This is a genomic window from Pantoea sp. JKS000250, assembly GCF_003201065.1.
GTDB lineage: Bacteria > Pseudomonadota > Gammaproteobacteria > Enterobacterales > Enterobacteriaceae > Pantoea > Pantoea vagans.
The window spans coordinates 2,586,754-2,600,170 of record NZ_QICZ01000001.1 but is presented as its reverse complement, the minus strand read 5'-3'; the positions used below and the strand labels follow the sequence as shown (position 1 = coordinate 2,600,170).

General features: G+C 53.4%; 12 protein-coding genes and 1 tRNA gene. 10 read left to right on the top strand and 3 right to left on the bottom strand.

What is annotated here, in order from left to right; translation table 11 throughout:
* Positions 1-57 precede the first annotated feature (57 nt).
* The 6 genes from BY447_RS12325 to BY447_RS12300 all read left to right on the top strand — a co-directional run bounded on the left by BY447_RS12325 (position 58) and on the right by BY447_RS12300 (position 6,314).
* A tRNA-Phe gene (locus BY447_RS12325) sits at positions 58-133 on the top strand.
* A gap of 799 nt (positions 134-932) precedes the next feature.
* Positions 933-1,511, top strand: a complete 579-nt coding sequence (locus tag BY447_RS12320; RefSeq protein ID WP_013359859.1) for a fimbrial protein — start codon at positions 933-935, stop codon at positions 1,509-1,511.
* A gap of 51 nt (positions 1,512-1,562) precedes the next feature.
* Positions 1,563-2,243: a fimbria/pilus periplasmic chaperone gene (locus tag BY447_RS12315; RefSeq protein WP_110331224.1), complete on the top strand. Its 681-nt coding sequence runs from the start codon at positions 1,563-1,565 to the stop codon at positions 2,241-2,243.
* A gap of 20 nt (positions 2,244-2,263) precedes the next feature.
* Positions 2,264-4,792 (top strand): fimbria/pilus outer membrane usher protein, encoded by a 2,529-nt coding sequence (locus tag BY447_RS12310; protein ID WP_110331223.1) that lies wholly within the window; start codon positions 2,264-2,266, stop codon positions 4,790-4,792.
* Positions 4,783-5,301: a fimbrial protein gene (locus BY447_RS12305; protein ID WP_110331222.1), complete on the top strand. Its 519-nt coding sequence runs from the start codon at positions 4,783-4,785 to the stop codon at positions 5,299-5,301. Before BY447_RS12310 ends, BY447_RS12305 begins: the two co-directional genes overlap by 10 nt.
* Positions 5,298-6,314 carry a fimbrial protein gene (locus BY447_RS12300; protein ID WP_370422410.1) on the top strand — a complete coding sequence of 339 codons (1,017 nt, stop codon included), beginning with the start codon at positions 5,298-5,300 and terminating at the stop codon, positions 6,312-6,314. Before BY447_RS12305 ends, BY447_RS12300 begins: the two co-directional genes overlap by 4 nt.
* A gap of 139 nt (positions 6,315-6,453) precedes the next feature.
* Here the strand turns inward: BY447_RS12300 and BY447_RS12295 are convergent, their stop codons facing one another.
* The 3 genes from BY447_RS12295 to BY447_RS12285 form a co-directional block, all read right to left on the bottom strand.
* A complete protein-coding gene (locus BY447_RS12295; RefSeq protein WP_013359854.1) occupies positions 6,454-7,623 on the bottom strand; it encodes a Gfo/Idh/MocA family protein in 1,170 nt (389 codons plus the stop codon).
* 10 nt (positions 7,624-7,633) lie between these two features.
* Complete coding sequence (locus BY447_RS12290) at positions 7,634-8,551, bottom strand: TIM barrel protein (protein WP_107319259.1); 918 nt, start codon at positions 8,549-8,551, stop codon at positions 7,634-7,636.
* A gap of 150 nt (positions 8,552-8,701) precedes the next feature.
* Positions 8,702-9,727: a LacI family DNA-binding transcriptional regulator gene (locus tag BY447_RS12285; protein ID WP_013359852.1), complete on the bottom strand. Its 1,026-nt coding sequence runs from the start codon at positions 9,725-9,727 to the stop codon at positions 8,702-8,704.
* Positions 9,728-10,067: 340 nt separating this feature from the next.
* Here BY447_RS12285 and BY447_RS12280 point away from each other — a divergent pair, with 340 nt between their 5' ends.
* The 4 genes from BY447_RS12280 (at position 10,068) to BY447_RS12265 (ending at position 13,398) form a co-directional block, all read left to right on the top strand.
* Positions 10,068-11,111 carry a Gfo/Idh/MocA family protein gene (locus tag BY447_RS12280; protein ID WP_110331221.1) on the top strand — a complete coding sequence of 348 codons (1,044 nt, stop codon included), beginning with the start codon at positions 10,068-10,070 and terminating at the stop codon, positions 11,109-11,111.
* An 18-nt stretch (positions 11,112-11,129) separates the two neighbouring features.
* Positions 11,130-12,008, top strand: coding sequence for a sugar phosphate isomerase/epimerase family protein (locus BY447_RS12275; RefSeq protein WP_003855643.1), 879 nt, complete (start codon positions 11,130-11,132; stop codon positions 12,006-12,008).
* A gap of 218 nt (positions 12,009-12,226) precedes the next feature.
* A complete protein-coding gene (gene yghU, locus BY447_RS12270; RefSeq protein ID WP_013359849.1) occupies positions 12,227-13,093 on the top strand; it encodes a glutathione-dependent disulfide-bond oxidoreductase in 867 nt (288 codons plus the stop codon).
* Between the two features lie 11 nt (positions 13,094-13,104).
* The gene (locus tag BY447_RS12265) at positions 13,105-13,398 is read left to right on the top strand and encodes a DUF1330 domain-containing protein (protein ID WP_095706338.1); all 294 of its coding nucleotides are present in this window, start codon (positions 13,105-13,107) and stop codon (positions 13,396-13,398) included.
* Positions 13,399-13,417: the final 19 nt, after the last annotated feature.

Here is a 13,417-nt window from a genome sequence, read left to right as displayed (position 1 = left end):
GTTTTTTAGTGAAAGCCGTTGACGACCCGCGGCCTTTACGGTTTAATGCGCCCCGTTGCCCGAATAGCTCAGTCGGTAGAGCAGGGGATTGAAAATCCCCGTGTCCCTGGTTCGATTCCGGGTTCGGGCACCAAAATTTAAAGAAACCCGCCTCTGGCGGGTTTTTTGCTTTTGGGACGCCAGTCCCCGTACCTCTGCCGTGTTTCCCACCATCCCTGGTTTATGTGCACTATTCTGCTGTTGTCCGCCAGCCCCGAGAGTCAGGCATGACGACTGAACTGACCCTCAATTATCCTCTGTACGCTTTAATGAACCTATTCACTATATTAATGGCCATCCCGGCAAAGACCCGGCGATCATGCTCGCTGTCACAAACAGGGATCCAGCTAGTCTCTACTTGCCCGGGCTATCCCCTTTTATCCAACAGTCCAGAATGGCATTTAAAAAAATCATTATAAACGATCTTTCATGATCTTCATCAAGGCATTTTCTGTGGGCAGAAGAGATAACATCTTTCTCATTTATTACGATAGAAATACGAATCAAAATAAATATCAAATGATGATGAAATTACTATTCACTCTCAGGGAAAAGCTAAACTCATAAATCTCACCATTTCATTAAAAATAAATAACCTATTAACATAAGTGTTCAATATAGAATAGTTATTCATCAACACCCTGCCCATACAATAAAAAACCACAGGTGCTTTTTTCTTAAATAAATTATAATGCCCCCACCTTATTATTAAGAGGAGGAAATCACCCCACATACATCGAAGCAGCAAAAACAAACAATAAAGAAAAAAATAAATTATATTAAAACCCAACACCTGTGTTTTCGCATATTTACAGTAAAAATAATTTTTATATTTATTGTCAGTCTTTATTTACAAAACACAACAAAGCAAACTCAACAATAAAGGTGATTACATGAAATTAAATAAAAAAGACCTTCTGGTATTAGGTGCTTCAGCTCTGTTTCCGATGGGCTCAGCGCTGGCGGCAACGGCCAGCGGTGGTTCTGTCAATTTTAACGGAAGCGTCGTCACATCAGCCTGCGCCATCAGTGCCAACAGCGCAAACATTGATGTTGATATGGGTGAAGTCCGTACTGCAACGCTGGCCGCTGCAGGCAGTGAAGCAAGCGTGGCAAAAACGTTCTCTATCGCCCTGGAGGATTGCGCAATTGCTGATACCTCAGCTTCTACAGAAGAGAACCCGGTTGCTGCGACCACTGTCTCGGTGACCTTTTCAGGTACGCCAGATGCTAATGATGCCAACAGCCTGGCGGCGGGCGTAAACGGTGGTACAGCCTCTGCGCAGAATGTGGCCATTCGTCTTTATGACGAACAGGGCAATGTCGTAAAACTGGGTGAAGCAGCGACAGCAACGCCACTGCGTAAAGGCTCTAACACGCTGAACTTTAGCGCTAAATATTATTCCCCGACCGGTGGTGCCACTGCGGGCGATGCCAGTGCAGTTGCCACCTACACCGTAACCTACTCGTAATCGTTATGCCCGGTTTAACGACCGGGCATAAATAGACATTCAGGAGAAAAAATGCGTTCTTTAACCTGGGTTTTTCTGGCTGCCGCACTGTGTTCATCCGAGGTACACGCGGGTGGCGTGGGGTTAGGTGCAACACGTATGGTCTACTCAGCTGATTCAAAACAGTCCACTCTTCAGGTCAGAAACACCCATGCAACAGCCTCATTTTTGATTCAGTCCTGGATGGAGAATGCCAGCGGTGAGCGCACGCAGGATTTTGTTATTACGCCCCCGCTTTATGTTTTAAAACCGTCAACCGAAAGCGTAGTGAAGATTATCTTTAATGGTAAATCTCTGCCACAGGATCGTGAATCCCTGTACTGGATGACGGTAAAAGCGATTCCACAGCAAACGAAAAATAGTGCAGGTAACTCTCTGCAGTTCGCCTCTGCAAATCGTATTAAGGTATTTTATCGCCCCGCTTCACTTTCCGATAATGCTAACGAAGGCTGGAAAAAAATTAGCGGTAAATACACTTCGGGCAAAGTCGTGCTGAACAATCCAACGCCCTGGTTCATTACCACAATCAATCTCAAAGTTGATGGTAAGACGGTTAAGCCTGTAATGTTGCCACCAAAATCAACTATCACACTGGCGGAGAAATTCAGCCAGGCCACATCGCTGACCTTTCAGACCATCAATGATTATGGTGCATGGACACCTGTCACCCGCGCCCCGTTGAACCGTAAATAAACTCTTTGAGGGATGATCGCGTGAAAATGAAAATCGTTTGTGCGGTGGTGGCTTTCCATGCCATGCGGTATACCGCAGCCGCGGAAAGCGATTTGCACTTTAACCCCGCCTTCCTTAACGGCGAGAGCGCGTCAATGGCTGATTTATCCTGGGTAAATACAGGCAGTGCCTTACCACCAGGCGAATATAATATTAACGTCTATATCAATAAGAACTATGCCTTCACTGGCAACGTCATTTTTGCTGTGGATAAATCAAATGGGCAGGATATAACCGCAGCGTGCCTGACGGCCAGTCAGTTTAATGCGCTCGGCGTTGACATGGCACAGGCACAGGGTGTCAGCCTGCCGCTGGTAAAGCAGTGCTATTTTCTCAACACGCTGTTTCCCGGCAGCAGCACGGATTATGAGCCGCGAACCCTCACGCTCAACATCACTTTACCGCAGAGCATGATGCGCAATCTGCCACGTGGCTACGTTAGTCCGGAAAGCTGGGAACATGGCATTCACGCCGGGTGGCTGAACTATGTTATTAACGGCTCAAATAACACCTACCGAGGGAATAATAAAACTCGCGAGCAGCAGCTGTTTGCCAGCCTGAACAGCGGCATAAACATTGGCGCATGGCGGCTGCGTGACTATACCACCTGGACTAAAGACACCAATGAGCTGAAGCATGTACAGACCTGGCTACAGCGCGATGTTCCGGCGCTGGGCGCACAGCTTTACGCTGGGGAAACGTACACGTCATCTCAGATATTTGATTCCATAGGTGTACGCGGGCTGGCGCTTAAAACTGATGACAATATGCTGCCTGCCAGCCTGAACGGTTACGCGCCCGAAGTCAGGGGGATTGCCCGCAGTAATGCTGTCGTCACCGTTCGGCAGAACGGCAATGTTATTTATCAAACCAGTGTGTCGCCCGGGCCATTTGTGCTTAGCGATCTCTATCCAACCTCTTCCGGTGGTGATCTGTCTGTCACTATAAGGGAGAACGATGGCTACGAAACCCAGTTCAGCGTGCCTTTCGCCAGCGTTCCTAATCTGGTTCGAAGCGGCCAGGCTAAATATGCCCTTAGTGCAGGAAAATTCCAGCCCGTTAATAATCAGAATGCACCCACTTTTGCCCAGGGTGAACTCTTTTATGGCTGGCGGTATGGACTCACTTTTTATGGTGGCGCTCAGCTTTCCGAGCGTTATCGCGGAGTTGCAGCAGGCATCGGTCAGAACCTGGGCCGTTTTGGTGCCTATTCGCTGGATATTACCCATGCCCAGAGCCAGCTTGCGGATGACAAACATTACACAGGTGATTCCATTCGCCTGCGCTACAGCAAACTGCTCAATGACATCGGAACGCGCGTGAATTTCTACTCGCTACGCTACTCCACACAAGGGTTCTATAACCTCAGTGATACGGCTTATAAAAGGATGAGTGGCGGCAAGCCGGAACAAATAGTAGAAGCAGATGGAACTGTGACTACCCGCTATGAAAATCTCTATGACCTCCGGATGTCACGCAAAGCCAGAAACCAGCTGCAGCTCACGCAGCCGATGGACAAATATGGCTCACTGTCACTGTCATGGGATCAGCAAACCTACTGGCATACTTCGAAAACGACTCAGGGAATCCAGTTTGCCTGGAATACGACATTGCGATCGGCCTCGCTGGGGGTGAGCTTCCAGCGCAGTACCAGTCTGTATGATGACAGTAAAGATAACATTCTGGCGTTATCGCTCTCGATACCCTTCGGCAATCCTAAAAATTCGACACGGGCACGTTTCTCCACCACTCAGGGGAAATCAGCAGGAACGACCTACAGCGGTGGCGTCAGTGGTTATGTACCTGGACAGGATGAGCTTTATTACAGCGTCAATCAGCGCTACAGCGCCCGGCAAGCGTATGGCGGCGATACTGCACTGCAATACAAAAATCAGCGGGGCCAGTACAACCTGGGTTACAGCTACGGGCGTGATGCTCGCAATCTCAGCTACGGCATAAGCGGTGGTGCTGTTTTACACGAAGATGGTCTGACGCTGAGCCAGCCTCTGGGCAATACCAATATTCTGATCAAAGCACCGGGAGCCAGCGAGGTTGCGGTTCTGAATCATAGAAGTATTAAAACCGACAGCCGGGGTTATGCGGTCATTCCTTACGCTACGCCTTATCGCATTAACCGGGTAGGACTGGACACCACGACCACGGCTAATGATGTTGAACCCGATAACGCCATCATCAGCAAAACGCCTACCGACGGCGCACTGGTGCGAGCCACCATTGCCACTCAGCAGGGTGCAAAAGCGATGATTGTCTTACGTCAGAACGGCACGGTATTGCCTTTTGGTACCGTCGTCGCACTGGAAGACAGCGAGGTTAGCAGCATTGTGGGTGATGGCGGCAGCGTCTATTTATCGGGCCTGCCAATGAAAGGCACACTTAACGCGGTCTGGGGCAAAGATAACATGGCACGCTGTTCTGTTCGCTTCCAGCTCAATAAGCAGGATTTCAATGCCCGCACGGGCCTCTATACACAGGAGGGAGTATGTCAGTAACAAAGCGTCTGATATGCATCGTCCTTTTTTTCGCCGGTTCGTTACCGGTGCGCGGCTACGATGTGCTGGTTTCGGTAACGGGAAATCTGATCGCTAACACGTGTGTAGTGGCCGCCGACTCGCTGGAGAAAAATGTACCGCTTGGTGATATCGGCACCAGACAGCTAAGTAAAGCAGGTGCGGTAAGCAACATTAAAACTCCGTTCACACTCACACTGGAAGCGTGCGGCCCCACCTTTTCGGGCGTGAAGATCCGCTTCAGTGGCACGCCGGATGAGATCGATCCGCGACTGATTAAAGTGGCTGAGGGCGGAGCAACAGGCGTGGCAGTGCAAATTCTCGATCAGGAGGGCGCGCTTGTCCCACTTGATACCCAGACGACCGCCTATGGCGTAGCCGGTAACGACAGCGTACAGATGAATTTTTATGCCCGGTTAACCGCTACAGGCCCTGAGGTTACCGCTGGCGGCGTTTCAGCCATCGCCACCTGGACTACGGAGTATCAATGATGCGAATTTTACTGTTGCTTGCCTGCTTTCTCACCTCTGCCAGCGCGCTGGCTCTGGAGTGGCGATCAGACATCACGCTCTCGCCCCTGCCAATGGAATATTCCGGGCCAGCGGATTCGGTAATGCCCGGAGATATTATTGGTTCGACCTGGAGCGCGACAGCTGACGTCTCGGAAGTGTTCTGGTGCGGACTGATATGGACTTGCTCAAAGGGCACGCTGGAACCCTCTCCCTCAGCAATATCCAGCGGCATGACGGTTACCGTTGATGGCGTAAATTACACCATTTTTGAAACGGGTATACCCGGCGTGGGTTACATCCTGGGTCTCAAAGATTTTAATGGGTCGGAATATGTTCCATTACAAACTGGCATCACTCAGAGCTATCCAGCCTCCGGTACATCAGGTTATGCCCAGAACCTGGGCTGGTCAGCAAAAGTAACATTTATTAAAACGGGAACAGCACTGAAGTCGGGCACCTATACAACGCCCACAATCACTGCTGCCATTCTGACGGCCTACAATAATGAAACCAAAACAGCGCAGGTCATCATCAACCCTACCACCATCACGGTGGTCGCCAGCGGCTGTACGGTCAATACGAAAAGTGCGAATGTCGATCTGGGCACGCTGGATATCCGCACACTTTCAACCGTGGGTAGCACCTCACCTTCGGGCACGTTCAACGTCACCCTCACCTGTGATCAGAACATCGCGGTGAATGCGGTTATGACCGACCAGACAACCCCATCAAATAGTTCATCGGTTGTGACACTAACGGGCGACTCTACCGCTTCGGGCGTAGGCGTACAGTTCTTCTACAACGGTATCGGTCCTCTGAGCATGGGCCCGGACAGCACGGCTGATGGTACACTCAACCAGTTCTTTATCCAGACAACCTCATCAGCAAACCAGGTATTGTCACTGCCTTTCCAGGCGCAGTATATTCGTACGGGCGATCTGGTGCCCGGAACAGCTAATGCACTGGCGAGTATTACTTTTTCCTATCAGTAACCGAACCGCCTCGTGAGCAGATCGAGCCGCCAGAGCTGACTTCCTGAACCAGAGCCAGCCGGTTTATATCCCGGTCATGATAAATAGCACTTCTATGGGTAGAGCAAGCGTGCCCCCTGGCCCACGATAAAGGCTCGATTCAGCAGATCACCCACTCTGCACCCGCATCCGCTGATTTTACGCACTGCGCCACCCAGCGCACGCCCGCTAATCCGGCATGCACATCGGGATACCAGAAATCCTCCAGGAAAGCGGTGTCACGGCGATCGGTGGCATCCATCGCCAGCGCAAAGCGGCGATAGAGATTCGACCAGGCTTCGAATAACCCTTCCGGGTGCCCGCCGCCAATACGATCCTCTTCCAGCGCGCGCGGGTTAAGGTAGCCCATGCCGCGCTCCAGAATGCGAACCGGCTCACCCTGCACCTCGTAACGCAACTGGTTTGGCTGCTCATCCCACCACTCCAGACTGGCTTTCGATCCGACCACGCGAATTTTCTGCCCATGCATGGAACCTGCATTCACCGCCGAGGCCCAGAGCGTACCCACCGCGCCGTTGTCATACTCCATCATCACAAAGGCGTTATCCTCCAGCGGCGCACGCGAGGCGACAAAACTCTGGCGCGAACAGAGCAGACGCGTCACCTTCAGCTGGGGCAACATCGTTTCGGCGATAAACAGCGGATGCGTCGCCAGATCGCCTAACACGTAACTCGGGCCGACAAAGCGCGGATCCACCCGCCAGCGAGTGCTTTCACTCTGCAACTCCACCGCCTCATTATGAAAGCCGTGAGCAAACTGCATATTTACAATGCGGATCTCACCCAATATGCCTTCAGCGATCATCTCTCTGGCCTGATGAATCAGCTGATGCCCGGCATAGCCGTAGGTTACGCCCACAATCTTCTGCTTCTCCCGGCTAAGCTGCTCCAGCTCATCGGCCTCTTCGACCGTAAAACAGAGCGGCTTCTCGCACACCACATGCAGCCCGGCATTCAGCGCTGCGCGACAAATGGCGAAATGGGTATTGTTTGGCGTGGCGATCGACACCGCTTCAATGCCATCTTCGCGCGCCGCTTCTCCGGCGAACAGGCTGGCGTAGTCGGGATAGCAGCGTTCAGGTGCCACACCCAGCGCCTGACCAAACTCGCGGCCGCGCGCCGCGTCGATATCAAACGCCCCCGCCAGCAATGCAAAATTGCCGTCACGTTGCGCCGCCGAACGATGGATATAGCCAATCTGGCTGGTGCCGCCGCCGCCGATCATGCCCCAGCGTAGCGAGCGGTTAACTGCTTTTTTACCGTTAATCATGCTGTTGTCCTCAGAATCCTGTTGATCGGAGATAGTCCAGGCTGGCTTTCACATCCTGCAGGCTGGTGTCGGCATGACGCGGATCGCGCTCCTGTTCGATGGTGATCCAGCCCTGATAATGACGTTCAGTCAGCAGGCTGCGCACCGCCGGATAGTCGATTGCGCCCTGCCCCAGCGGACACATCACCCCCTGCGCACAGGCAGTGAAAAAGTCGAGTCCCTGCGAGAGGGCATCACGCCAGACCGGCTGATTAACGTCTTTAAAATGGAGATAGTCGATACGGTCCCAGTACTGCTCCAGCGAAGCGACCGGGTCCATGCCGGCGTAATAGAGATGACCAGTGTCCAGGCACAAACCGGCGACCTGATGCGGAATATCACTGACCAGCTGTGCCAGCTCATCGGCAAACTCAATGCAGCCGCCCGCATGCGGATGGATTACCGGCCGCACGCCATACTCCTGCCAGGCGATCTCACTCAGAATGGTGATGTGCTGCATCATGCGCTGCCAGTCGTCAGCGGAAAGCCGTGGCGCTTTTTCAGACTGACCGGCATATTTCGCCCGCTCCGGATTACTGAAATCAATGATCACCAGATAAGGCGCGCTGGCACCGGGCGTTTTAGTCGCAACAGGTACGCTGGACAGCGTGCGACACAGATTGTGGGTCAGCGTCACCAGCGCCGGAAAATGCGCCTCACTGACCAAATCATCGAAGATCGTGCCTGCCACCAGCGAAAGCTGATGCGCATTAAGCTGCCGGGTCAGTTCAGCGGCATCGGTTGGCAGATAGCCCCAGGGGCCGAGTTCAATACTGGGATAGCCGGCCTGCGCAGCTTCGGTCAGGACTTTCTGCCACGGCGGCAGAAAGGGATTAGCGGGATCATCCACGCCCCAGCTACAGGGGGCATTTGCAATATGAAAGGTCATGATATCTGCCTGTGCAGTGAAAACTGCTGGCAGTATCAAATAAAAATTTCATCTCAGACAACTATGAAAGTTTCATTTTTTGATAGAGATCGCGTTTAAAAATCCCATTAAATGATAGATTACTATCAAATACTGACTAACCTGTTCTTTCTACAGGTTTTCACGCGTTACGATCTCAAACGGTACGGTCACCTGTGCAAAATGGTCAGGCTGATCCATCCGGCTGCTGAGACAGGTAGCGATCACCGCCTCCGCCATCGCATCAATACGGTGCCGCACCATCAGCGTGATGGTGCCATCAATCAGCGCCAGTTCATCGCCAGGCAGCGGGCCGTGGCACAGCAAATCAATCTGCGTGCGACCGCTCTCACGCAGCGCCTGTATCACGCCCTCTATGCCGCCACAGGGCGCATAAATCATGACCAGATCATCGTGGGCTTCCAGCAGTTGCCGGGTCGCCTGATAGCCTCCTTCACCCGACTCATGCGTTTTTAACGGTTCCAGTACCCGTTGACTGATGCCCGACTCGCGCAGATAGGAGCGGAAACTGATTTCGCTGCTCTCCTGGCAGGTGAAACGGTGGTCGCCCAGCAGCACACCGACACATCCCGGCTGACGCAGGAGATGCTGTGCCATCCAGGCCGCAGTGCGTCCTGCTTTCTGATTATCGATGCCAATAAATCCGGCATGGTCACAGGGCGAAAAATCGGAGAACAATGCGTAAACCCGCACACCCAGCCGTGAAACATCCTGGATTGCGTGACGGATCAGCGGGTGATCCAGCGCCACCAGAGCAATCACATCGCTGCGCTGTGCCAGCTGACGCAAGGAATGCGCGACGGCTTCAACCTCGTGGATATCATGCCAGCAGAATTCAGGTTCGCTGCCCTGTGGCTGCTGCGCCCTGAGCTGCTGTTTCAGCGCCTCGCCCAGCTGCTGATAAAACGAGTAGCGGGCAGGCAGCAGGATAAAGCTCACGCGGAGTGCGGCTGCAGCCAGTGGCGCGGTGGTCTGGCTGTGTGCCTGGGTCAGGCGATAGCCCAGTTCACGGGCCGCAGCCAGCACCTTCTGCTCGGTCACACTGCGTACCGGCGCACGGCGGTTCAGCACCCTGTCTACCGTCGCCACACCCACGCCCGCCGCCTGCGCAATGGCCGTCATCGTCACTTTTGACATCACCCTTCTCCTGCTTTTCCTGTTCCCGTTAACTGACGGCTACGTCTTTATGTTCTGTTGTATTAAAACAGCACGACTTTATCGCGACAGGGTATCGCGACAGGGCCATTTCCTCTCATTTATTTGATAGAAAATCAGAGCTAATTTTGATCTTCCTCTCAAAATGAAACATCCATTTCTTTCTGTGTTCTCTTTAAAACGTCTATTTGCTAAAACGGGTAAAAATCCCGCGTCGATCCGGTTGATGGGATCACATCATCAAAAGGTTAGAGCGGCGACGGTGAGCTTTTTATAGTGGAGACCTGAGCCCCCCCAGCCTGCACGTAAAAAAGGAAAAGTAATGTTCCCATCAACGCTTCCGGCTCCACGCATAACCGATTCCCGTCAGGTTCCGCAACTGCGCTGGGGCATTATCGGGCCAGGCTGGATCGCCGACCATTTTGCTCATGCGCTGCGCCAGCATACTCACCAGCAGATCACCGCGGTGGCTGCGCGCGACCCGGCAAAAGCACGGGCCTTTGCTGACAAATGGTCAATCGGCCATGCCACAGGCGACCTCAATGCGATGCTGGCGCGGGATGATGTGGATGCGGTCTATATCGCGACACCCCACAATCACCATTTTCCCGATGGCCTGCGCGCGATTGCCGCCGGAAAGCATCTGCTGATCGAAAAACCGCTGGCGCTGAATGCGCAGCAGGCGGCTCAGCTTAAACAGGCTGCGGCTGCCGCCAATCGGCTCTGTATGGAGGCGATGTGGTGCAACTTTGCGCCGAAGTATGACGTCATTCGTCAGCTGCTGGCGGATGGCGTACTCGGTGACGTCCACACCCTGATTGCCGATCACGGTGAGTTTTTCACTCCGGATCACCGCATCTTCAATGCCGATCTGGCGGGCGGTCCGATGCTCGATCTCGGCAGTTATCTGGTGGCGCTTAGCGTGTTTGCTGGCGGCGGTGCGCCTGACACGATCATCGCCCGTGGTCAGCTCGTCCCGGATGGCCGCGTCAACGGTCAGACGTCGATGCTGTTTACCCATCAGCACGGCATGCAGTCGGTGCTGAATACTACCCTGTTCAGCAACACGCCCGGCTGCGCGGTGATTGCCGGTCGCGACGCTACGCTGGAGCTGGCAGGCCAGTTCTATGCACCCGGTAATTTCACGCTTACTTCCAGCGATCGGCGTCATCGCCTGCAGTGGCAGGAACCCACTAACCGCTATGAACAACTCTGTCATGAAATTAACCACTTCGCCTGGTGCGTCGGCCAGAACCTGATCGATTCACCTGTCCATTCGCTTGACCAGGCGATCATCACCCTGGCCGCAATGGACAACGTCAGGCAGCAGATCGGCGTGACCTTCAACGAAGAACAGCAACCTTAATGTGCCCGGAGCAGAAAGATGAAAATCGCTTTTGATGTGGATGTGATTAAAGACTTAGGCATCACCCGAATGGTTCATCAGGTGGCCGACTGGGGCTACAAATATATCGAACAGTCGCCGCATCCGCAGATCAACCCGTTTTATAAACATCCCAAAGCCAGCCGTGAGATCATCACCGAGTATAAGAATGCATTGAGCGCCACCGGGCTGGAAATCTCTTCTTTTATCGTGGTCTATCGCTGGTCCGGCCCGGATGAGTTGCGTCGTCAGGCGGCGGTAAAGAACTGGAAGCGGATGATTGAGATTGCGGTTGAGATGGGTGTGCAGGTCATTAACACCGAACTCTCCGGCACGCCTAACGAGCCGGAAATCTGTGAAGAGATGTTCTATCGCTCCATGGAAGAGCTGTTGCCGATTATCGAACGTGAAGGTATCCGCGTCGAAATTCAGGCGCATCCGTGGGATTTCTGCGAAGAAAACAATGAAACGGTGGATATCGTGAAGTCGTTCCGTAGCGATAACGTGAAGTATATCTACAGCGCGCCGCACACCTTCTTCTATGACAAAGGCAAAGGCGATGTGAAACCGATGCTGGAGTATGCGGGTGACGATCTGTCGCACATGCTGATCGCCGACACCATGAACCATACGAAGCACTGTCGCTACATCGTCAACCCGCCAGGGGTGGATGCCACCATTCACCAGCATGTCGGCGTAGGCGAAGGCGAAGTGGACTTCGATACCCTGTTTAAAACCCTGCGCGACACCGGCTTTGCTACCCGCACGCATAAAGTGGGCGGTGAACCGATTATCGCAGCGTCACTGTTTGGCTACCCGGAAAAGATGAAGGTGCAGGCGATTGAAACCCGCGAACTGATTGAACGCGAACTGCTGTAACCCTGCCTGCCGTGCAGCCGTTGCTGGCTGCACGGTTATGTCCGCGCAGGACAAACATCGCCCCGTCTGACACACTTGTAAGCACTTTTCCGCTAAGCCGCTCCCCGCCTGACCTCGGCCCGTCGCAGTATGGCCTCGCGCAGCCAGCAGAGTTAAACCGCCTTCGCAGCACCTGCTACACTCCAGACCAATACCACACCATAAGGCGAACTTTCATTATGTCGGAAAATGCATATCAGCCCGCAAAAGTCTGGACCTGGGACCCTGAAGCCAAAGGTAACGGCGCTAAAACTAATCGTCCGTTCGCTGGTCCCACCCATGAGAAAGCGTTGCCGGTCGGCAAACACCCTCTGCAGCTCTATTCGCTCGGCACGCCTAACGGCCAGAAAGTCACCATCCTGCTGGAAGAGCTGCTGGCGCTTAACGTCAAAGATGCCGAGTATGATGCCTGGCTGATTCGTATCGGCGACGGCGATCAGTTCTCGAGTGGTTTTGTCGACGTGAACCCGAACTCAAAAATCCCGGCGCTGAGCGATCACTCGGCAACACCGCCGATTCGGGTATTTGAATCAGGCAATATCCTGCTCTATCTGGCGGAAAAATATGGTTACTTCCTGCCGAAAGATATCGCTGGCCGCACTGAAACGCTGAACTGGCTGTTCTGGCTGCAGGGCTCAGCGCCTTACCTTGGTGGTGGTTTCGGCCATTTCTATCACTACGCGCCAGAAAAAATTGAGTACGCCATCAACCGCTTCACGCTGGAAGCGAAGCGTCAGTTTGACGTGCTGGATCGCCAGCTGGCTGATAACCGCTATCTGGCCGGTGATGACTACACTATCGCCGACATCGCCACCTGGCCGTGGTACGGCAACATGGTGCTCAACGATCAGTATGGCGCAGCCGAATTCCTGGATGTGCAGTCCTATAAAAACGTGGTGCGCTGGGCGAAAGAGATCGCACAGCGTCCTGCCGTCATCCGTGGCCGCAAGGTTAACCGCGTTATGGGTGACCCGGCCGACCAGCTGCATGAGCGTCATGATGCAGCCGATTTTGACATTAACACTGAAGATAAACGCCAGGCGTAAAGGAGCCCACAATGAGCGCATATGTAATCTTTATTCGCGACAAAATTACTAACCCTGAGGAATTCGCTATTTATGGCGAGAAAGCGGGCAAAGCGCGCGGCGACCATCCCATTACGCCGCTGGCGTTTTATGGACAGCTTGAGACGCTGGAAGGACCGGAAGCGGACGGCGTTGTCGTGCTGGAGTTTCCGACGGCTGAAGCAGCGCACGGCTGGTATGACAGCCCGGAATATCAGGAAGCGAAACAGCACCGCCTGAAAGGTGCGGAATACCGCGTGGTGCTGGTTCAGGGTGTGGATAAGTAACTAAACAGGCGGCAGCAAT

Coding starts and splice junctions, on each gene's coding strand:
- BY447_RS12320 (WP_013359859.1), top strand. CDS start 933: ATGAAATTAAATAAAAAAGACCTTCTGGTATTAGGTGCTTCAGCTCTG.
- BY447_RS12315 (WP_110331224.1), top strand. CDS start 1,563: ATGCGTTCTTTAACCTGGGTTTTTCTGGCTGCCGCACTGTGTTCATCC.
- BY447_RS12305 (WP_110331222.1), top strand. CDS start 4,783: ATGTCAGTAACAAAGCGTCTGATATGCATCGTCCTTTTTTTCGCCGGT.
- BY447_RS12300 (WP_370422410.1), top strand. CDS start 5,298: ATGATGCGAATTTTACTGTTGCTTGCCTGCTTTCTCACCTCTGCCAGC.
- BY447_RS12295 (WP_013359854.1), bottom strand. CDS start 7,623: ATGATTAACGGTAAAAAAGCAGTTAACCGCTCGCTACGCTGGGGCATG.
- BY447_RS12290 (WP_107319259.1), bottom strand. CDS start 8,551: ATGACCTTTCATATTGCAAATGCCCCCTGTAGCTGGGGCGTGGATGAT.
- BY447_RS12285 (WP_013359852.1), bottom strand. CDS start 9,727: ATGTCAAAAGTGACGATGACGGCCATTGCGCAGGCGGCGGGCGTGGGT.
- BY447_RS12280 (WP_110331221.1), top strand. CDS start 10,068: ATGTTCCCATCAACGCTTCCGGCTCCACGCATAACCGATTCCCGTCAG.
- BY447_RS12275 (WP_003855643.1), top strand. CDS start 11,130: ATGAAAATCGCTTTTGATGTGGATGTGATTAAAGACTTAGGCATCACC.
- yghU (WP_013359849.1), top strand. CDS start 12,227: ATGTCGGAAAATGCATATCAGCCCGCAAAAGTCTGGACCTGGGACCCT.
- BY447_RS12265 (WP_095706338.1), top strand. CDS start 13,105: ATGAGCGCATATGTAATCTTTATTCGCGACAAAATTACTAACCCTGAG.